Source organism: Arenimonas composti TR7-09 = DSM 18010 (assembly GCF_000426365.1).
Lineage (GTDB): Bacteria > Pseudomonadota > Gammaproteobacteria > Xanthomonadales > Xanthomonadaceae > Arenimonas > Arenimonas composti.
In genome coordinates, this window is record NZ_AUFF01000001.1 from 249,164 (window position 1) to 269,653 (window position 20,490).

General features: G+C 70.5%; 14 protein-coding genes and 2 pseudogenes. 7 read left to right on the forward strand and 9 right to left on the reverse strand.

The features are described from left to right. Nucleotides 1–34 precede the first annotated feature (34 nt). The 4 genes and pseudogenes from edd to zwf all read right to left on the reverse strand — a co-directional run. Nucleotides 35–1,852: pseudogene (gene edd, locus K311_RS14715) on the reverse strand (phosphogluconate dehydratase); the annotation flags it as partial. A gap of 19 nt (nt 1,853–1,871) precedes the next feature. After that, nucleotides 1,872–2,579 (reverse strand): 6-phosphogluconolactonase, encoded by a 708-nt coding sequence (pgl, locus tag K311_RS0101245; RefSeq protein ID WP_026815804.1) that lies wholly within the window; start codon nt 2,577–2,579, stop codon nt 1,872–1,874. Next, complete coding sequence (glk, locus tag K311_RS0101250) at nt 2,576–3,580, reverse strand: glucokinase (RefSeq protein ID WP_026815805.1); 1,005 nt, start codon at nt 3,578–3,580, stop codon at nt 2,576–2,578. The genes pgl and glk overlap by 4 nt, the downstream gene beginning before the upstream one ends. Beyond that, nucleotides 3,580–5,004: a glucose-6-phosphate dehydrogenase gene (gene zwf / locus K311_RS0101255; RefSeq protein ID WP_026815806.1), complete on the reverse strand. Its 1,425-nt coding sequence runs from the start codon at nt 5,002–5,004 to the stop codon at nt 3,580–3,582. The genes glk and zwf overlap by 1 nt, the downstream gene beginning before the upstream one ends. A 275-nt stretch (nt 5,005–5,279) precedes the next feature. On the opposite strand from zwf, the gene smc reads away from it, so the two are divergent. Beyond that, nucleotides 5,280–8,777 carry a chromosome segregation protein SMC gene (smc, locus tag K311_RS0101260; protein WP_026815807.1) on the forward strand — a complete coding sequence of 1,166 codons (3,498 nt, stop codon included), beginning with the start codon at nt 5,280–5,282 and terminating at the stop codon, nt 8,775–8,777. Nucleotides 8,778–9,061: 284 nt separating this feature from the next. Here the strand turns inward: smc and K311_RS18265 are convergent, their stop codons facing one another. Further along, entirely contained in the window at nt 9,062–9,580 is a 519-nt protein-coding gene (locus tag K311_RS18265; protein ID WP_154659407.1) for a hypothetical protein, read from the reverse strand. A 201-nt stretch (nt 9,581–9,781) separates the two neighbouring features. On the opposite strand from K311_RS18265, the gene K311_RS18270 reads away from it, so the two are divergent. Further along, nucleotides 9,782–10,477 (forward strand): hypothetical protein, encoded by a 696-nt coding sequence (locus K311_RS18270; protein ID WP_161627281.1) that lies wholly within the window; start codon nt 9,782–9,784, stop codon nt 10,475–10,477. 64 nt (nt 10,478–10,541) lie between these two features. After that, nucleotides 10,542–10,978, forward strand: a pseudogene (locus tag K311_RS18805) (transposase); the annotation flags it as partial. A 122-nt stretch (nt 10,979–11,100) separates the two neighbouring features. On the opposite strand, the gene ligA reads toward K311_RS18805, so the two are convergent. Together ligA and zipA are read right to left on the reverse strand one after the other, a co-directional pair. Further along, the gene (gene ligA, locus K311_RS14725) at nt 11,101–13,374 is read right to left on the reverse strand and encodes an NAD-dependent DNA ligase LigA (RefSeq protein ID WP_043797186.1); all 2,274 of its coding nucleotides are present in this window, start codon (nt 13,372–13,374) and stop codon (nt 11,101–11,103) included. Between the two features lie 19 nt (nt 13,375–13,393). Next, on the reverse strand, nt 13,394–14,158 hold the full coding sequence (gene zipA / locus K311_RS0101280) for a cell division protein ZipA (RefSeq protein ID WP_026815810.1): 765 nt from the start codon (nt 14,156–14,158) through the stop codon (nt 13,394–13,396). A 195-nt stretch (nt 14,159–14,353) separates the two neighbouring features. Here zipA and epmA point away from each other — a divergent pair, with 195 nt between their 5' ends. Both epmA and K311_RS14730 read left to right on the forward strand, forming a co-directional pair. After that, nucleotides 14,354–15,322 carry an EF-P lysine aminoacylase EpmA gene (epmA, locus tag K311_RS0101285; protein ID WP_026815811.1) on the forward strand — a complete coding sequence of 323 codons (969 nt, stop codon included), beginning with the start codon at nt 14,354–14,356 and terminating at the stop codon, nt 15,320–15,322. Between the two features lie 109 nt (nt 15,323–15,431). Next, nucleotides 15,432–15,959, forward strand: coding sequence for a DUF3011 domain-containing protein (locus K311_RS14730; protein WP_051239358.1), 528 nt, complete (start codon nt 15,432–15,434; stop codon nt 15,957–15,959). Here K311_RS14730 and K311_RS0101295 read toward each other — a convergent pair. After that, on the reverse strand, nt 15,953–16,885 hold the full coding sequence (locus tag K311_RS0101295; RefSeq protein WP_026815812.1) for a hypothetical protein: 933 nt from the start codon (nt 16,883–16,885) through the stop codon (nt 15,953–15,955). The genes K311_RS14730 and K311_RS0101295 overlap by 7 nt on opposite strands. A gap of 232 nt (nt 16,886–17,117) precedes the next feature. Between K311_RS0101295 and mtnA the strand changes: the two genes are divergently transcribed. Both mtnA and K311_RS14735 read left to right on the forward strand, forming a co-directional pair. After that, nucleotides 17,118–18,173 carry an S-methyl-5-thioribose-1-phosphate isomerase gene (mtnA, locus tag K311_RS0101300; protein WP_026815813.1) on the forward strand — a complete coding sequence of 352 codons (1,056 nt, stop codon included), beginning with the start codon at nt 17,118–17,120 and terminating at the stop codon, nt 18,171–18,173. Next, nucleotides 18,170–19,159 (forward strand): glycosyltransferase family 2 protein, encoded by a 990-nt coding sequence (locus tag K311_RS14735; RefSeq protein WP_051239359.1) that lies wholly within the window; start codon nt 18,170–18,172, stop codon nt 19,157–19,159. Before mtnA ends, K311_RS14735 begins: the two co-directional genes overlap by 4 nt. Here K311_RS14735 and K311_RS0101310 read toward each other — a convergent pair. Next, a complete protein-coding gene (locus K311_RS0101310) occupies nt 19,060–20,445 on the reverse strand; it encodes a hypothetical protein (protein WP_026815814.1) in 1,386 nt (461 codons plus the stop codon). The two genes, K311_RS14735 and K311_RS0101310, sit on opposite strands and share 100 nt — an antisense overlap. Nucleotides 20,446–20,490: the final 45 nt, after the last annotated feature.

Here is a 20,490-nt window from a genome sequence, read left to right on the forward strand (position 1 = left end):
ATTGCCTTGCCCGTGTCGGGCAGCGACATCACGCGCCGACCGAGATCGACAGGGCGCCCTGGTCGGCCGGCGTCACGTTCAGGCGGTTCAGCGCGAACAGCGAGCGGCCGAGGTCGGCATGCGCCGCCGGATGCGGCCGCGCCGGTTCGCGGCCGGCGAAGGTGGCTTCGTCGACTTCGGCGACGAGCACGTCGGCGTCCAGGTCGAGCAGCAGCAGATCCCCATCGCGGACCTTCGCCAGCGGGCCGCCGTCGACGGCTTCCGGGGTCACGTGGATCGCCGCCGCGACCTTGCCCGAAGCGCCGGACAGCCGGCCATCGGTGACCAGGGCGACGCGGCGGCCCTGGTTCTGCAGCAGGCCGAGCAGGGGCAGCAGCGAATGCTGCTCGGGCATGCCGTTCGCGCGCGGACCCTGGAAGCGCACGACCGCGACGAAGTCCGGCGGCAGCGCGCCCTGCTGGTGCAGCAGGTTCAGCGTGCGCGGGTCGTCGACGACCACCGCCGGCGCGTGGATGCGGCGGTGTTCCGGCTTCACCGCCGAGCGCTTGCCGAGCGCGCGCCCGAGGTTGCCGCGCAGCAGCGACAGGCCGCCGTGCGGATCGAAAGGATCGGCGACGCCGCGAACCACCTCGCGGTCGAGCGATTCGTGGGCGCCGTCGACCCAGACCAGGCGCCCGTCCACCAGGCGCGGCTCGCGCGTCCACGCGCGCAGCCCTTCGCCCGGAAGGATCGTCTCGATGTCCTCGTGCATCAGACCGGCATCGAGCAGTTCGCGGAACACGAACGGCGTGCCACCGGCGGCGTCGAACCGGTTCACGTCGGCGTCGCCGTTCGGGTACACCCGCGCCAGCAGCGGCACGATGCGCGCCAGCGCGTCGAAATCCTCCCAGTCGACGATCAGGCCGGCAGCCCGGGCGACCGCGACGAAGTGGATCGTGTGGTTGGTCGAGCCGCCGGTGGCGAGCAGGGCGACGATCGCGTTGACGATCGCGCGCTCGTCGACCAGTCGGCCGAGCGGCTTCCAGTCCTCGCCGAGCGCGGTGATGCGGGTGGCGGCGGCGACCGCGGCCTCGTCCAGCGCGGCGCGCAGCGGCGTGCCCGGATTCACGAACGACGAGCCGGGCAGCTGCAGGCCCATCGCCTCCAGCAGCACCTGGTTGGAATTGGCGGTGCCGTAGAAGGTGCAGGTGCCGGCCGAGTGGTAGCTCGCGGCCTCGGCGGCCAGCAGCTCCTCGCGGCTGGCCTGGCCGTTGGCATAGCGCTCGCGCACGGCCTGCTTCTCCTTGTTCGGCAGGCCGGGCGGCATCGGCCCGCCGGGCACGAACACGCTCGGCAGATAACCGAAGCCGAGCGCGCCGATCAGCAGCCCCGGCACGATCTTGTCGCAGATGCCCAGGTGCAGGGCGGCGTCGAACATGTCGTGGCTGAGCGCGATCGCCGTGGCCTGGGCGATCACATCGCGCGAGAACAGGCTCAGCTCCATGCCGTCGCGGCCCTGGGTGACGCCGTCGCACATCGCCGGCACGCCGCCGGCGACCTGGGCGGTGGCGCCGAGCGCGCGCGCGGCGGCGCGCAGCCGCGGCGGGTAGTGTTCGTAGGGCGCGTGCGCCGACAGCATCTCGTTGAAGGCGGTGACGATGCCGAGGTTGGGGGTCGCGTTGCCGGCGATGCGCGCCTTGTCCTCGCCCTCGGCGACCGCGAAACCGTGCGCGAGGTTGCCGCAGCTCAGCCGGCCGCGGTGCGGCGTGCGCCCGCGCGCGGCGGCGACCGCGGCCAGGTAGCGCGCACGCGGCTCGCGGCTGCGCTCGCGGATGGTCGCGGTGATTTCGGCGAGGCGGGGATGCAGGGTCATCGCGTCACTCCACGCAGCTTCACGGGCACCAGTGCACCTGCAGCTTGCCGCCGGGCAGCTGCACCGCCGCGAGCACCGGCCAGCGGCGCACGCCGCCTTCGCGCAGCGCGCGCTCGAGCAGGGCGCGCTTGCCGACGCCACGCAGCAGCAGCAGGCGCGTCGCGGCGCGCGACAGTCCGGCCGGGGTCAGCGAGATCCGCTGCGGCCAGTCCTTCGCGCCGGGAATGCCGTCGGCGTCGATCGCGACATAGGGCTCGCTGGCCGCCAGCGCGTCGCCGAGCCCCGGCATGCCCGGGAACAGCGAGGCCACGTGCCCGTCGTCGCCCATGCCGAGCACGGCGACGTCGACTTCCTCGGGCAGCCAGGCATTGGCTTCCTCGAGCGCCTTGCCGCGGTCGCCGTCGTGGCGGGCGAGGGCGCGGAAATCGGCCATCGCCGCCCGCTCGCGCAGCAGCGCGTTGCGGATCAGCCGGCCGTTGCTGGCGTCGTCGGTCGGCGGCAGCCAGCGTTCGTCGACCAGGCCGACACGGACGTGGTCCCAGTCGAGGTCGACCTCCGCCAGTGCGCGATACACCGGCTCCGGGGTGCCGCCGCCGGACAGCAGCAGGCTGGCCTCGTTGAATTCGGTCAGCGCATCGCGCAGCGGCACGGCGATCGCCGCAGCCGCGCCGGTGGTCCAGGCGGCTTCGTCGGGATAGTCGTGCCAGTCGACCAGGGTGTGGCTCATCGTCTACCTTCGGTGGTGGCGTCGGCGGCGATCGCGGCGGCGCCGAGCAGGCCCGGCTGCGGGTGCCGCACCGCCAGCGTCGGCAGTCGCGCCATCGCCGCGGCGAAGCGGCCCTTGTCCTCGAAACGGCGGCGGAACCCGCCTTGCTGCAGGGCTTCCAGCAGCCTTGGTACCAGTCCGCCCGTGAGGAAGACGCCATCCCAGGCGCCGAAGGCCAGCGCGATGTCGCCGGCGACCGCGCCGTAGAGCGCGCAGAACAGTTCGATGGCGCGGCGCGCGCGCGGCTCGCCGGCGCCGGCCCGGGCCACGACGTCGGCGGGCGCCAGCGCCTCGCCGTCGCCGCCGTCGCGCTGCGCGAGCGCCCGGTAGAGGTTGGCGAGGCCGCCGCCGCTGACGACGCGTTCGACCGACACCCGCCCGAAGTCCGCATGCAGCAGGCGCAGCACGTCGATCTCCTCGGCGGTCGCGGGGGCGAAGCCGATGTGGCCGCCTTCGCCCGGCAGCGCGAACACCCGGCCCTCGCGGCGGATCAGGCCGGCGACGCCGAGGCCGGTGCCGGCGCCGAGCACGGCCCAGCAGCGGTCGGCGTCGTCGTCGAGGCCGGCCACGGAGAAGCCGGGGCCGCCGAGCGCGACCACGTCGTCGCCGCGCAGCAGCGGCAGCGCCCGCGCCATCGCCTCGAAATCGTTGACGAAGCGCAGGTCGTCCAGCGCCAGTGCCGCCATCAGCGCCGGTCGCGACAGCCGCCACGGATGGTTGGTGAGTTCGAGTTCGTCGCCGTCGACCAGTGCCGCGACCGCGAACACCGCCCGTCGCGGCGCCGCGCCGAAGGCGTCGAGATAGGCCCGCGCCGCCGCCTCCGGGCCGGCGAATCCGGCCACCGCGAAGGTGCGCTGGCTGTCGGCGAGCAACGGCGACTCCGCGTCGGGATCGGCGAGCGCGAACCGCGCATGGGTGCCGCCGATGTCGGCCAGCAGCACGGTGCCGGCGGCGCCCGCCATCAGTCGCCGCCCCCGATCTCGTCGACGATCGACGCCGGCAGGAAGCGCTGCGCCTCCGGCGGCCCCCAGGAGCCGGCCGGGTAGGGCAGCACCGGCGTCGCCGCCGCCGCCCAGGCCGAGCTGATGCTGTCGATCCACGACCATGCCGCCTCGACCTCGTCGTCGCGCACGAACAGGGTCTGGTTGCCCTTCAGCGCGTCGACCAGCAGCCGCTCGTAGGCGATGCGCCGCTGCGGCGACGGCATCTGCAGGTCCAGCGCCATCGGCTGCAGTTCCAGCGCCGCCCATTCCGGCGCCGACAGGCTGCCCATCAGGCCGAGTTCGATGTGTTCCTCCGGCTGCAGGCGGATGCGCATGCGGTTCGGCGCCGCCCGCGCCGCGTCCGGACGCTCGAACAGCCAGTGCGAGACCGGCCGGAAGCACACCAGCACCTCGGTCGCGCGTTCGGCCAGGCGCTTGCCGGTGACCAGGCGGAAGGGCACGCCCGACCAGCGCCAGTTGTCGATGAAGGCCTCGACCGCGACGAAGGTCTCCACCGGCGCGTGGTGGCGGAAGCCCGGCACCGCCCGCCCGGCGACGACGCCGTCGCCGTAGCGGCCGCGCACGGTGTACCGGCCGACATCGGCGGCCTGCAGCGGGCGCAGCGCGCGCAGCACCTTGCGCTTCTCGTCGCGGATCGCGTCGGCATCGAGCTGGGCCGGCGGTTCCATCGCGATCAGCGCCAGCAGCTGCAGCACGTGGTTCTGCACCATGTCGCGCAGGGCGCCGTAATTGGCGTAATAGCCTTCGCGGCCATCGACGCCGGCGGTCTCGGCGACGACGATGTCCACCGATTCGATCCAGCGGCGGTGCCATACCGCTTCCAGCAGGGTATTGCCGAGGCGCAGCGCCATCAGGTTCTGCACCGGCGCCTTGCCCAGATAGTGGTCGATGCGGAACACCCGGGTCTCGTCGAGGGCGCGGCGCAGCACGGCATTGATCGCGCGGGCGCTGCCGAGGTCGTGGCCGATCGGCTTCTCCAGCACCAGTCGCGACGGTGCGTCCAGCAGGCCGGCCCTCGCCAGCCCGCGCGCCGCCGGGGCGAACAGGTCCGGCGGCGTCGACAGGTAACTCACCGCCGGCGCGTGCGCGAACGGCGCCAGCGCGTCGGCGATGCCGGCCTCGTCCTGCAGGTCGACGGCGACGTAGCGGGTGCGCGCCATCAGTTCGGCGAAGGCGGCGGCATTGCCGCTGGCCTCGCGGCCGAGTCGCTCCTGCAGCCAGTTGCGGAAGGCCTCGTCGGAATCGAAGCCCTGGCGGCCGGCGGCGACCAGCTGGAAGCCGGGCGGCAGCAGGCGGTCGCGCCAGAGATGGATCAGGGAAGGAAACAGATAGCGCCGCGCGAGATCGCCGGTGGCACCGAACAGCAACAACCGGTCGAGCATCGGCACGGGCAGGTCTCCAGGCAGGATGGCGGCAGTACGCACTGTCGCCCGTGGCGGGAACGTGCGCGAGGCCGGGTTCCCGGACTATCCCACAGGGCCGCCGGGACCACCGTCAGGGTGCGCTCCGGGGCGCGGCCGCGCGGCCCGCTATAATTGCCCGGCAGGAGCGTCCACGCTCCGGGCAGCCCTTGTCGATCAACGACTTGGCTGCGGGAAACCCCCTTCCACCCCCTGAGGGGCGGCGCTCCGGCGCCGCCGCGAGGCAGCCCCACCGCATGCGTCTTTCCACGATCAAGCTGTCCGGGTTCAAGTCCTTCGTCGACCCGACCGTGCTGCACCTGCCGACCAACATGACCGGCATCGTCGGTCCGAACGGCTGTGGCAAGTCGAACATCATCGACGCGGTGCGCTGGGTGATGGGCGAGAGCTCGGCCAGCCGCCTGCGCGGCGATTCGCTGACCGACGTGATCTTCTCCGGCTCGTCCTCGCGCAAGCCGGTGAGCCAGGCCCAGGTCGAGCTGATCTTCGACAACAGCGACGGCGCGATCGGCGGCGAATACGCGCGTTATGCCGAGATCTCGGTCAAGCGCATGGTCAGCCGCGACGGCCAGAGCAACTACTACCTCAACGGCGCCCGCTGCCGCCGCCGCGACATCACCGACCTGTTCCTGGGTACGGGACTGGGCCCGCGCAGCTACTCGATCATCGAGCAGGGGATGATCAGCCAGATCATCGAGGCCCGGCCCGAGGACCTGCGCGTGTACCTCGAGGAAGCCGCCGGCATCTCCAAGTACAAGGAGCGCCGCAAGGAGACCGAGCAGCGCATCAAGGCCACGCGCGAGAACCTCGAGCGCCTGACCGACCTGCGCGAGGAAGTCGACAAGCAGCTCGAGCACCTCAAGCGCCAGGCCCGCGCCGCCGAGCAGTACCAGGCGCTGCAGGGCGAGCGCCTGCAGAAGGACGCCCAGCTCAAGGCGCTGGAATTCCGCCGCTTCGACGCCGACCTGAAGGCGCTGCGGGACGCGCTGGTCGCCGACGAGACGAAGCTGCAGGCCCTGCTCGCCGAGCAGCGCCACGCCGAGGCACAGATCGAGCAGTGCCGCAGCCAGCACGGCGAGGCCAGCGAACGCCTCGGCAAGGCGCAGGCCGAGGTCTACCGGGTGGGCGGCGAACTCGCCCGCATCGAGCAGCAGATCCAGCACCAGAAGGAACTGCGCGAGCGCCTGGAAAAGGCACGCGCGGAGGCCGACGCCGCGTTCGCGCAAGTCGGCGAGCACATCAGTGGCGACGAGCGCCAGCTCGCGGAGCTGCACAACGCGATCGCCGAGGCCGATCCGCGGCTGGAGGCGCTGCGCCGCGAGGACGCCGGCCGCCAGGAGGCACTCACCGCCGCCGAAGCCGCGCTGCGCGACTGGCAGCAGCGCTGGGACACCTACGCGAAGGCGCAGGCCGAAGCGGCGCGCTGGGCCGAGGTCGAACGCACGAAGATCGAATACCTCGAAAAGCAGGCGCTGGACGCAAGCCGCCGCCGCGATCAGCTCGGCAACGAGCGCAGCGGCCTCGACACCACCGCGCTGGCGGCGACGCTGGCGCAGCAGACCGCCGACCACGACGCCCAGAAAGCCGGTCTCGACCAGCTCGGCGAAGTGCTGGAGCAGCGCAAGGCCGCGCTCGCCGGGCTGCAGGACCAGCAGCGGCAGGCGCAGTCGGAACTGGCCGAGGTGCGCAAGACGACGCAGGCCGCGCGCGGCCGCCTCGCCTCGCTGGAAGCGCTGCAGCACGCGGCGCTCGGGCAGGAGAAGAACGTCGCGCTGGAGTGGCTGAAGGGGCAGGGCCTGGCGGCGAACCCGCGCCTCGGCGAGGCGCTGACGGTCGAGCCGGGCTGGGAAACCGCGGTCGAGACCGTGCTCGGCAGCCTGATCGAGGCGGTGACGGTCGATGCGCCGGCGCAGTGGCTGGAGGCGATCGCGGCGCTGTCGCAGGGGCGTGTCGCGCTCGTCGATGCCACGGTGGAGGACATCGCCGTGCCGGCGGATTCGCTGGCGGCGAAAGTGCAGGGGCCGGCGGCCGTGCGCCGCCTGCTCGCTTCGGTGAAGGCGCTGGAGTCGCGCGACGCGGCGGCGGCGCACGGATTCGCGGAGGGCGCCTCGGCGATCACCCGTGGCGGCGAATGGCTCGGCGCCGGCTGGCTGCGCGTGCTGCGCAGCGGCGACGCGCACCAGGGCGCGCTGGCGCGCGAACGCGAGATCCAGAGCCTGCGCGCCGAGATCGACGCGCTCGCGAAGAAAGAGCAGCAGGTCAACGAGACGCTGACGTCGATGCGCGACCGCCTGCTCGAGGCCGAGCAGCACCGCGAGGACGCGCAGCGCGCGCTCTACCTCGCGCATCGCAGCGTGTCGGAACTCGCCGGCCAGCTGCAGGGGCAGAAGGGCCGGCTGGAATCGGCGCAGGCGCGCGTCGCCCGCATCGACGCCGAACTCGCGACGCTGGCGACGACGCACGCCGAGGCGCAGGCCAATGCCCGCGACGCCCGCGGCCGCCTCGAGCAGGCCGTCGCGAAGATGGGCGAACTCGAAACCGAACGGCAGCAGCTCGACGCCGACCGCCGCCGCCTTGGCGAGCAGCGCGACGCCGCCCGCACCGCCGCCCGCGAGGCGCGCGAGGCGACGCATGCGCTGGCGCTGCAGCTGGAGTCGCAGCGCGCGCGCGTGGTCGCGCTCTCGCAGTCGCTGGCGCGCATGGGCAACCAGAAGGCGCAGCTCGAAGTGCGCCTCAATGAACTGATCGCCCAGCTCGCCGACGGCGACGCGCCGGTGGTGGCGCTGCAGGCGCAGCGGCAGGCGACGCTCGACCAGCGCGTGATCGTCGAAAAGGACCTCGCCGCCGCGCGTTCGGCGGTCGACGGCATCGAGCAGGAGATGCGCGGCTACGAGCAGACCCGCCAGCAGCGCGACCAGCAGGCGCTGGCGCAGCGCGAGGCCATCGCGCAGCGGCGCATGCAGGAACAGGCGCTGAGCCTGCGCGCCGGACAGCTGTCCGAAGCGGTCGCCGCCGCCGGCATGGAACTTGCCGACGTGGTCGCCGCGCTGCCGGAAGACGCCGACGTCGACACCTGGACCCAGCAGCTCAACGCGATCGACGCGAAGATGCGCCGGCTGGAACCGGTGAACCTCGCGGCGATCCAGGAATACGGCGAGCAGAGCGAGCGCAAGACCTATCTCGACGCGCAGGATGCCGACCTCGTCTCCGCGCTGGAGACGCTGGAAGCGGCGATCCGCAAGATCGACAAGGAGACCCGCGGCCGCTTCAAGGAGACGTTCGACCGCGTCAACGCCGGCGTGCAGGAGCTCTATCCGCGCCTGTTCGGCGGCGGCCATGCGTATCTGGAGCTGACGGGCGAAGACCTGCTCGACACCGGCGTCGCGATCATGGCGCGGCCGCCCGGCAAGCGCGTGTCGAACATCTCGCTGCTCTCCGGAGGCGAGAAGGCGCTGACGGCGGTCGCGCTGGTGTTCGCGATCTTCCGCCTGAATCCGGCGCCGTTCTGCCTGCTCGACGAGGTGGACGCGCCGCTCGACGAGGCCAACGTCGGCCGCTTCAGCGCGATGGTCACCGAGATGAGCGAGAAGGTGCAGTTCCTCTTCGTGACGCACAACAAGGCGACGATGGAAGCCGCAAGGCAGATGTCGGGCGTCACCATGCGTGAGCCGGGCGTCTCGCGCCTCGTCTCCGTCGACCTCGCCGAAGCCGCCCGCCTCGCCGGCGCGGCCTGACGCCGCTTCGCGGCGGCGCTGCGCGTGCCAGGTTGATTCGCGGACGGGCGGTGTCTGGCGTCCAGCGTCCTCAGTGCGAGCGGATTTCTCGAATCTCCGGAAGCTCAGCGCGCCGCAAATTGTCGTCACATTCAGGTGGTGGGTTACTCAGTAAGAGCCGGTAACGCGTCCCACTATGGAAGGGGTGGCCTGTTCCATCGTGGCGTGACTCAGGCCCCGCAGTCTCCGAAGAAGCCGGGGCTGTTCAGTCCCCGAAAACGAGCACTTCAAATCCTCCGGAAGGATCAGCGAACGCCGGCGCGCGAGAAACTCAGCGAACCAAGGCTGCTGCTCGGCTCATCCCGTTCGGATATTCCTGAAAGACCGGACAGCTTCACGATACGAATAAACGCATCTGCCGACGATTCCGCCGTAAACCTGCAAGACAGTTCCTGCTCGAACTGCACTGTGTCGATGTTGAATGTCGCAAGGCTTATGCCCTCTCCCAAGTTGTCGAAAACCTTGGTATCAGTTGAAAGAAGCGTCAATTCTCCTTCATCGGTTTTGCAAACCGGGCCCCTTATCTGCAGCAGGGAGTTCGCCGCTGCATTCAAATATAGACCGTGTTTTCCCGAGTATAGGGGCGATGCTCGAATAACAACCTCTTTGCCGGCCTGGAGCCTGAACTCCTCCTGGAGTAGAGGAGCGTAGTAGTTCTGTGGCTTACAGCACAGAATAAACACTGCTTTACAAGCTGGACAAAAGCTTGTCCTAAGAGCTGCGTGGTAGACTGCAAAGAATATTCCAACGGTTGCGGTCAGCACAAAGGCCGCGCCAATTAGGGCGCTCGGATGTCGAGATCTTTCCATCGGTCATCTCGGCATATTCATGATCAGGTTTTGCCAAGTCACAAGTGGTGGTGGGTGGGGCGATTTGACAACAAGTAGAGCTTGGCAGGCGCACGTGTCGCGTAAAGCGACTCTTGGGTATAAGGGGCACGGCCATTGATTAAGACTTGGTAGCAGGTGACGACTTTGAACAGAATTGCAGTTCGATCTCGAAATGATCCTGGAGAGATTGCGCTTAACGACGCGATCGTCCGAAACATATTGTTTACGGACTGCGCGCTGTCGATGACTGGTTGTAGGACTAGGTCAGCATTTACGGAATGCCGCTTCGAAAACATTGAGCTTCGAGAGTGCGCGGTCGGGCATCCCGTGTTTGATCGCTGCGAGTTCTCCACTGTTGTTTCTGATGATACGACAACGCTTTACGATTCTCTCTTTCTGCATTGCTCATTCAGCGGCGCCTTGCGAAACTTCAATTTTGGGAATGGTTACGCGGGCTCACCTTTTTTCTCGGAAGATCGATTTCGAGAAGACTTGTCTGCCATGGAGCGTGCGGCGTATTGCGTTGACATTTGCGAGGCGCAAGTTGAAGACTGTGCTTTCGTTGGGTCGACGATCGCCAAGAAAATCAGGTTCAGACAGGGCCAGGCCATCATTCTGGCGGGCGAGAGTCTCGATGTCCGTCTGCGCCCTCTCTTGCTGTCAACAAACGATGAACAGTTAGGAGCGTTAATTGCAGGGGCAGTGGCGTTTGGAGCAGAAGACGAACTCCATTTCTCTGTAGTTCCGCTTGGTGCAGAGCAAAAGTATGCCGGTTTCGTAGAAATCATTCGAAATCAGGGCGTCGAGGTAATCGAACGTCCGATTTGTTAGGGAAGGTCTGAGCAAGTCGCCCGAAGTGTGCTGTTATCGCGCGAAGCGGACAAGGGCGCGATCGATGGACCAGATGCGCTTCGGCGATGCGGAGTACGCCGCCAAGAAGAAGACAACCCGGCGCGAGGTGTTCCTCGCCGAGATGGACAAAGTCGTTCCCTGGGACTCGCTGCTGAAGATGATTGTGCCGTTCTACCCCGTTGCCGGCCGCGGCCGACGGCCCTATCCGGTGCAGACGATGCTGCGCGTGCGCCTGAGCAGAACTGGTTCGGCCTGAGCGATCCGGCGATGGAGAAGGCGCTCTACGAGCTCAGTTCGATGCGCAAGTTCGCCCGGTTGACCCTGCGGGCGATTCCGGACGAGACCACCATCCTCAACTTCCGCCGCCTGATCGAGACCAACGAGCTCGCGCCGGTGATCTTCGACCGGGTCAACGCGCTGCGGACCCGCAAGGGCCTGATGCTCAAGCGTGGCAGCATCGTCGACGCGACGATCATCGCGGAGACGGAACTCCCCATCTCTAGTTCCTTCTTGAATTCAGGCGTCGTACGACCAGGTCTGATTTCCGACCGAGGTGGCCAAGGCTGAAGCTCGCGATACCGGACACGGCCGGCCGATCCCGATCAGGGTCGATGTCCGGCGAGGAACGCGAGGAGGCGGGCTTCGTCCCACACATCGACGCCGAGCGACTCGGCTTTCGCGAGCTTCGAGCCCGCGGCCTCGCCGGCCACCACGAAGCTGGTCTTCTTCGACACGCTGCCGGAGAGCTTCGCGCCGAGGGCTTCGAGCTTCGCGCCGGCCTCGTCGCGGCTCATCGACGCCAGCGCGCCGGTGAGGACGACGGTCTGGCCGGCGAGCGGGCCTTCGGTCGCGCGCTGCGGGCCGGGTTCGGGCCAGTGCACGCCGGCGGCGCGCAGCGCGGCGATGACCTCGCGGTTGTGCGGCTCGGCGAAGAAGCCGATCAGGCTGTCGGCGACGATCGGGCCGATGTCGGGCACGGCGGTCAGCGTGGCCGCGTCGGCGTCCATGATCGGGTCCAGGGCGCCGAAGTGTTTCGCCAGCGTCTTCGCGGTGCCTTCGCCGGTGTTGCGGATGCCGAGCGCGAACAGCAGGCGTTCGAGCGTCGTCGCCTTGCTGGCTTCGATCGCGGCGACGAGGTTCTCCGCCCATTTCGTCGCGACCTTGCCGGACTTGACGGTTTCGGGGACGGTGCCGTCGCGTTCGTCGGCGCGGCGCTTCATCTCGAGGAAGTCGTCGAGCGTCAGCCGGTAGAGGTCGGCGACGGTCTCGACATGGCCGAAGTCGACCAGCGCCTCGATGAAGCGCTCGCCGAGGCCTTCGATGTCCATCGCCCGGCGCGACGCGAAGTGGATCAGCGCCTGCTTGCGCTGCGCCGGGCAGAACAGGCCGCCGGTGCAGACGATCGCCGCGCCTTCCGCGTACTCCACGCCGCGCGACTTGGTCAGGCTGGCGACCTTCTTCACCGCCTCCACGTGCGAGCCGCAGGCGGGGCAGTTCATCGGGAATTCGTAGGGTCCGTGCAGGGCCTTGCCGTGCGCGTCGAGCGGACGGCGCTCGGGCAGCACGCGCACGACTTCCGGAATCACGTCGCCGGCGCGGCGTACGATCACGGTGTCGCCGACGCGGACGTCAAGGCGCGCGATCTGGTCGGCGTTGTGCAGCGTCGCGTTGGTCACGGTGACGCCGGCGACCTGCACCGGCGCCAGCCGCGCCACCGGGGTCAGCGCGCCGGTGCGGCCGACCTGGACTTCGATCGCCTCGACCGTGGTCAGCTGTTCCTGCGCCGGGAACTTGTGCGCGATCGCCCAGCGCGGCGCCCGCGACTGGAAACCCATCGCCTGCTGCTGTTCGGCGCGGTCGAGCTTGTAGACGACGCCGTCGATGTCGTAGGGCAGGGCGTTGCGGCGCTCGCCGATGCGGCGGAAGTAGTCGAGCAGGCCGTCGGTGCCGCGGGCGCTGTCCACTTCCGGCGACACCGGGAAGCCGGCCGTCTTCAGCGCTTGCAGCATCGCCGAATGCCGCGGCGGCGGCGTCCAGCCCTCGACGACGCCGAGGCCGTAGGCGAAGAAGGCCAGCGGTCGCTGGGCGGTCAGGTTCGGGTCGAGCTGGCGCAGCGAGCCGGCGGCGCCGTTGCGCGGATTCGCCAGCGGCTTGCCGCCGGTCGCGAGCATGCGTTCGTTGTAGGCCAGGAAGCCGGCGCGCGGCATGTAGACCTCGCCGCGCACCTCCAGAACCGCCGGGAAAACCCCATCGCCCCCCACTGTAGGAGCGGCTTCAGCCGCGATCCCCTGATCTCTCCCCGTAGGAGCGGCTTCAGCCGCGATCCCCTTCCCCGTGGGTTCCGCGGAAGGCATCGCGCCTGAAGGCGCTCCTACAGGGGGGGCGGCGAAGGGGTCGGGGCGAAGGCGCAGGGGAATCGCGCGGATCGTGCGCAGGTTGGCGGTGACGTCCTCGCCGGTCGCGCCGTCGCCGCGCGTCGCCCCGCGCACGAACACGCCGTGCTCGTAGCGCAGGCTGATCGCCAGGCCATCGAGCTTGGGTTCGACCGAGAACTCCGGTGCGGCATCGCCGGTCTCGCGGACGATGCGCTCGACGAAGTCCGCCACTTCTTCGTCGCTGAAGGCATTGTTGAGCGACAGCATCGGCAGCGCATGCACCACCGGCGCGAATGCCGCCAGTGGCTTGCCGCCGACCCGCCGGGTCGGCGAATCCTCGACCGCCAGCTCGGGCCGCGCTTCCTCGATCGCGCGCAGCTCGCGCACCAGCGCGTCGTACTCGGCGTCCGGGATCGCCGGGTCGTCGAGCACGTGGTAGCGGTGGTCGGCATCGGCGATCTGGCGCCGCAGTTCGGCGGCGCGGCGGGCGGTGTCGCTCATCGGATCCTCGGCGCCGGGCTCAGCGCGTCGTTCGCAGGTCCCACTTCTGCTGCTTGCGGTCGTAGTGCCGCAGTTCCTCGCGGATGTGGGCGATGCGCTGGCGACCGAGCGCATTGCGCTCGTCGTCGAGCAGCACGGCATCGAGCAGCTCGGCCATGCGCTGCGCGGTCGGCAGCATCGCTTCCCAGGCGTCGAGGGCCGGCAGCGGGCCGGGCAGGGCCATGAAGAAGCTGATCCCCGGCGTGCGCAGTTCCTGGATGTTGGCCATGTCGAACGACCCCGGCTTGACCAGGTTGGCGACCGAGAACACCGGCCCCTGCTCGGGATGGTTGTCGACCAGGCGGTGGAAGATGTTCATGTGGCCGTAGATCAGGCCGGCCTTCTCGGCGGCGACCACGAGGTCGGGGCCGTGCAGCATCTGCCCGGCGCGGGCGGCGAGCAGCAGGGTCACGACCTTGTCGAAGTTGTCGTGCGGGCGGGCGCCGGGCAGCGGCGCCGGCGCCGGCTTGCGGTCGGGCACCGGCTCGCCGGCGAGCGTGGCCTCGAGCATCTCCAGTTCCGTCTGCTCGATGCCGGCCGCCGCCGGATCGCCGCTGCCGGCGTCGGCCTCGAGGATCTCGCGCAGGGTCGGTTCCTGGCGGCGGTTCGGTAGTTCGGCGGTCTTGCTGCTGCTGCCGTGGCGGCGGCCCTGGGCGGGTTTGCGGCGGCTCGCGAACCAGATCGCGGCGATCAGCACCAGGCCGGCGGCACCGATCATGATCCGCAGCATCGCCGTCTCGCTCATTCCCTCGAACATCCCGCTCTCCATCCGCGCATTCCGGGCGCGCGCAACGGCCGAATCATGCCCGATTTCCCCACCCCCCGGCATCACGGCCGCGTCGACGTGGCGCGCGGATTCCGGGGTCGTGGCCGGGTGACGACGCCGCAGCGTCGCCGCACGCTCCTTCCGCGCCAGAAGTCGCGGGCGCACAATGGCTGAATGAAAGACTGGAAACCGACGGCGAACCTGAAGGCGCTGAAGCTGCGCGCCGACCTGTATGCACTGATCCGCAAATTCTTCGCCGAACGCGGCGTCCTCGAGGTCGAGACGCCGGTGCTGTCGGCGGCCGGCAACACCGACCGCAACATCGAGAGCTTCGCGCTCGACTTCGACGGCCCGAAGACCGCCGGCGCGAGCCGGCGCTGGCTGCGCACCTCGCCGGAGTTCCCGCTCAAGCGCCTGCTGGCCGCCGGCGTCGGCGACTGCTACGAACTCGGGCGGGTGTTCCGCAACGGCGAGGCCGGTCGCCGGCACAATCCCGAGTTCACGATGCTCGAGTGGTACCGGGTCGGCTGGGACCACCAGAAGCTGATGGACGAGACCGCCGAGCTGCTGAAGGCGGCGATGGGTCTGGCCGGTCGCCGCGCCAGCGTGCGCGATTACAGCTTCCGCCAGCTCTACCAGGACAAGTTCGGTTTCGACCCGATGACGGCACCGGAAGAGGAGCTGCGGGCGCCGCTCGGCGTCTACGACATCGACCCGGCCGGGCTGAGCCGCGACGACTGGCTGGACCTGCTGATGACCCACTTGATCCAGCCGACGATTCCGCCGTCGCGGATCCTTTTGGTCTACGACTACCCGCGGAGCCAGTGCGCGCTGGCGCGCATCCGCCCGGGCAAGGTGCCGGTCGCCGAGCGCTTCGAGGCCTATCTGGGGCCGCTGGAAGTGGCGAACGGTTACCACGAACTGAACGGGGCCGACGAGCAGCGCGAGCGCTTCGAAGCCGATCTGCAGCGCCGCCGCGAGCGCAATGCCGCGCTGCCACCGGTCGACGAGCGCCTGCTCGCCGCACTGCCGAAACTGCCGGATTGCGCGGGTGTCGCGCTCGGCATCGACCGGCTGATGATGGCGCTGTGCGGCACCGACCGGATCGCCGACGTCGTCGCGTTTCCCTTCGACCGGGCCTGAACGCGGGTATGTCACCCCGACCGGCGTTGACCCATGATTCATCCACCCGGCGCGAGCCTTCACGTCGGGTGACAGCCCCGTCACCGATCCGACAGAAGGGAGTGCCACGATGAAAACCTTCCTCGCCCTCATCACCCTCGTGCTCACCGCGGCGATGCCGCTGCAGGCCTCCGCCCAGTACTACGGCGACCGCGACGGCTACCGCGGCGACCGCCGCACGCAGTCCCTGCGCTGCAAGTCCGAGGATTACCGCTACAAGCACTGCAGCGTGTCCGTCGACGGCGAAGTGCGTCTGGTGCAGCAGATTTCGCGCGCGCCCTGCGTGCGTGGCCGCAGCTGGGGCACCGACCGCGGCGGCATCTGGGTCGACGGGGGCTGCGATGCGCAGTTCGAGGTGATCGGCCGCGGCCGCGGTCCGGACCGCGGCTACGACCGCGGCGGCCGCTCGACCGTCGTGCACTGCAAGTCCGACGACTTCCGTCACCGCGAGTGCAGCATGCCGGTGCGTGCCCGCCACGTGGAGATCCGCCGGCAGATCAGCCGCACCGACTGCCATGAAGGACGCAACTGGGGCTGGCGCTACGACCGTCTGTGGGTCGACCGCGGCTGCGAGGCGGACTTCGTCGTCTATTACTGAGCCGGTCGACGGCTACGCTTCGGGACGGCCCGGCGATTCGCCGGGCCGTCCGCATTTCCGGGCCCCGACGCATTTCCGGGCCAGGACGATGCTGGCGCCGCGTCGCGTCGCGCAGCAGTCTTCGACGCCTTCACCTTCGCCGTCGTCTTCGTCGTCTTCGTCTTCGTCTTCGTCGTCTTCTTCGTCGCCTCGCGGCGCGGCGGCCTCTTTCCGCCGGTCGGCGTGGCCAGACCTTCGCTGAAGGCGCCCGCCAGCCCCGCGGCGGTGCGGCTGGCGTTGCGGGCCGCATCGATCGCCCGCGCCGCCGCGCTCTGGCCGGCGGTGCCGGCGAGGTCGAGGATCTGCCGACGCAACGCCCCGGCGAAGCGCAGCGGCGGCATCGCCAGTGCCAGCGCCTCGCCGCTCCAGGCTTCCAGGGTCGAGGGCGCCATCCGCAGCGCCTCCGCCAGCGGCGCCGGCAGCCAGTCGCTGCCGAGGCGGCGCACCCGGCAGACGCTGTCGGCGTAGCGGCCGGCCGCCCAGGTCTGGGCGACCGCGGAAATCGTTTCGGTGAGCAGCGGCGCCAGTGGCGTCCAGCGCAGCAGCGGCTTGTCCAGGCCGGCGGGCAGCCACTGCCGCAGCACCATCGCCAGGCCTTCCCGGGTCGCCAGCGGGGTCAGGCTGGTCTGGGCGCTGGCGACGCCGAGGATCGCCTCGACCTCCCAGCTCGCCGGCTTCAGCCCGTGCCGCCGGTAGATCGCCTGCACCAGGCGCCGCCGCGTCGCCACCACGCTGCGCCGCTCGCCGGCATCGCGCAGCGTGGCCGGCACCAGTGGCGTCAGCATCGGCAACCGCGCCAGTACCACCTGCAGTGCCGCGGCGGCGCCGGCCTTGACGCAGGCGGCGTGGAGCAGGGGCTCGATGGAGGCGGGGGCGGGCGTCGACATCGGCCGAGGATAATCGCGGCCGGATTTCCCCGCTAATCCTCGCCCCGACTCAAGAGTCAGGGGTAGGAGATAAGAGGTAGTGAAGCTGTCGGGCAATCCAATCGTTGCCGGATCGCGGCGACGCGCCCAAACTCCCGCGTCCCCGCTCTACTGCCTCCACCTCCACCTCCTACCTCGCACTTCCTACTTCCTAATTCTTACTTCTTACTTCTCACTTCTTAGTTCCCACCCCATGGACTTCGACCGCTACGACCGCATCCGCCCCATCCGCTGGGAAGGCGACCACCTCGCGCTGCTCGACCAGCGGCGGCTGCCGGCGGTGGTCGAGTACGTGCAGTGCGCCGACAGCGACGCCGTCGCCACCGCGATCCGCGACCTGGTGGTGCGCGGGGCGCCGGCGATCGGCATCGCCGCGGCCTGGGGCGCGGTGCTGGCGGGGCAGGCGGTGCAGGCCGCCGACGGCGCCCAGGCGCTCGAGCTGATGACACCGGCCCTGGGCCGGCTGCAGGCGGCGCGGCCGACCGCGGTGAACCTGATGTGGGCGCTGGCGCGCGTGCGGCGCACGCTGCTGGCCAGCGGCAGCGACTGGCTGAACGTGCTCGCCGGACAGGCGCGTTCGATCGAGGCCGAGGACCTGGCCGCCAACCGGCACATGGGCGCGCTCGGCGCCGCCCTGATCGCGCCGGGCAGCGGCGTGCTGACCCATTGCAATACCGGCTCGCTGGCCACGGCCGGCTTCGGCACCGCGCTCGGGGTGATCCGCGCCGGCGTCGCCGGCGACCGCATCGCGCGCGTGTTCGCCAGCGAGACCCGGCCGTGGCTGCAGGGGGCGCGGCTGACCGTGTGGGAGCTGCTGCAGGACGGCATCCCGGCGACCCTGGTCGCCGATGCCGCCGCCGCCCACCTGATGAAGACCGGTGCGGTGCAGTGGGTGATCGTCGGCGCCGACCGCATCTGCGCCAACGGCGACACCGCCAACAAGATCGGCACCTATTCGCACGCGATCGCCGCCCGCCACCACGGGCTGAAGTTCATGGTCGTGGCGCCGTCGTCGACGGTCGACATGGACACCGCCCGCGGCGAGGACATCGAGATCGAGATGCGCGACCCCGCCGAGCTGCTGGCGGTTTCGGGCCAGCGCACCGTCGCCGAGGGCGTCGAGGCCTGGAACCCGGTCTTCGACGTGACGCCGGCGGAACTGATCGATGCGATCGTGACCGAACGCGGCGTCGTCGAACGGCCGACCGTGCAGGGCATGCGGGCGCTGTTCGCCGAGGGTGGCGCATGAGCCCGCGGGTGGCGGTGCTGGTGCCCTGCTACAACGAGGGCCTGACGATCGCCAAGGTCGTGCGCGATTTCCGCGAGGCATTGCCGGACGCGGCGATCCACGTGTTCGACAACAACTCCGGCGACGACACCGCGGCGCGGGCGCGCGAGGCCGGCGCCGAGGTGCACGCGGTCGTCCGCCAGGGCAAGTCGGAGGTGATGCGGCGTGCGTTCGCCGACGTCGAGGCCGACATCTACGTGATGGTCGACGGCGACGACACCTATGACGCCGCTTCCGCCGGCGATCTGGTCGCCTGCGTCGCCGCCGGCGCCGACATGGCCGTCGGCGTGCGCCGGGCCACCGGCGAATCCGCCTACCGGCCCGGTCATGTGTTCGGCAACCGGATGTTCTCGGCGGTGCTGGCGCGCCTGTTCGGGCGCGGCTGCAGCGACATCCTCAGCGGCTACCGGGCACTGTCGCGGCGCTGCGTGAAGTCCTTCCCGGTGCTGTCGGCGGGTTTCGGCATCGAGGCCGAGCTCACCGTCCACACGCTCGGCATGCACATGCCGATCGCCGAGGTCGCGACGCCCTACGGCGAACGCCCGCCGGGCTCGCACAGCAAGCTCAACACGTACCGCGACGGGCTGCGCGTACTGGCGACGATCGGCCGGCTCTACGTCGCCGAACATCCGCTGCGCTTCTACGGCGGCAGCGCGCTGGTGCTGGCGCTCGTGTCGGTGCTGCTGGCGCTGCCGCTGCTGTTCACGTATCTCGACACCGGCCTGGTGCCGCGGCTGCCGACCGCGGTGCTGTCGACGGGGCTGGCGATCGTCGCCGCGGTGTCGCTGACGGCCGGCCTGATCCTCGATACCGTCACCCGCGGCCGTCGCGAGCAGAAGCTGCTGGCCTACCTGGCGCTGCCGGCGCCGGCGGCGCGGGATCGCACGAGCGCGTCGACCAGCAACGCGCCGGCCGCGAGCGCGAACCACGGCAGCGGGTGCAGGTAGCGCAGCACCGGCGCGTGCGCGAACAGCAGCATCGAGGCGATCAGGCCGAGGCTGGCGAGGGCGAGCAGGGCGACGATCCGGGTGCGCGGGCCGTCGCCGTCGCGGCGGGCGACCACGACGAACGCCGCGAGCACCAGCAGCGGCAGCGCCCACAGCAGCGCCGCCAGCACCGGCACCCCGGCGCGGAACCAGCGCGTCGCGGCGCTCGCGCGCTGCTCGACGCCTTCGAGGTCGACGCCGAGGCGGGCGCGGGCGACGTCGATCGTGCGCAGGTCCGGGCCGCGGATGCCGAGGTCGTCGTCGACGCGGTGGGCGCGGGTCGCCGGGTCGTAGTAGCCGGCGGCGTTGTGGCGTGCCAGCGCCAGCAGGGCGAGCGGATCCTCGCGCAGCGCGCGTCCGGCCACGATGCCGGCGGTCGCCTGCGCGTCGCGGCTGTGGCGGCCGATCGCCGCGAACAGGCCCTGCGGGCTCCAGACGTGGCCTTCGCGGGCCCCCGGATCGTCCAGCGGCAGCGACACGTCGGCGAGCACCGCGGCGCCGTCGGCATCGGTGCCGGCGAAATGTTCGGCGCGCACCAGCGGCGCGACCACGCCCAGCCGCATCATGCCGCCCGCCGGCATCAGGCTCGGCGGGCCGTCGACGCGGCGACCGTATTCGGCGGCGTAGGCGGCCAGCAGCATGGCCGGGATCGCCAGCGCCAGCGCGAAGCCGCCCAGTCGTGAGAGCCGGGCGCCTCCGGCGCGCGCGAACACCCACGCCGGCAACAGCACCGCCAGCCCCAGCACCACCGGCAGCAGGCTGAAGCGGAAGCTCACCGCGGCCACGCCGGCCACCGCCGCGGCGAACAGCCAGCGCCAGTGGCGCGCGCGCAGCCACTGCGCCCAGCACACGACGTGCAGCGCCAGCATCAGGCCGCCGGCGGCTTCCGCCATCAGCATCCGCTCGTAGAGCAGCTGCGCCGGCTCCAGTGCCAGCAGCAGCGCCGCGGCGGCCGCGAGCCGCCGCCCGACCTGCAGTTTCCGGTGCAGCAGCACGAACAGCAGCAGCGCGCTCGCCACGCCCATCGCCGACTGCAGCGCCAGCACGGCCCACGCGCTTGCGAACGGAAGGGCGAGGCGCCCGAGCAGGCGCCCGTAGGTCCAGGAGCGGTCCTCCGGGATCCAGCCGGTCGTGGCGGCGTGCAGGTAGCTGGCCGAGTCGCCCATGAACAGGCGCAGCTGCGGGTCCACCGCGAGGGTCGCCGCCTTCAGCGCCAGCAGCGCCAGCGCCAGCCACAGCAGCCACATGCCGGGGCGTGTCCCGGAAGCCGGCGTTTTGCTCACTTGGGCAGG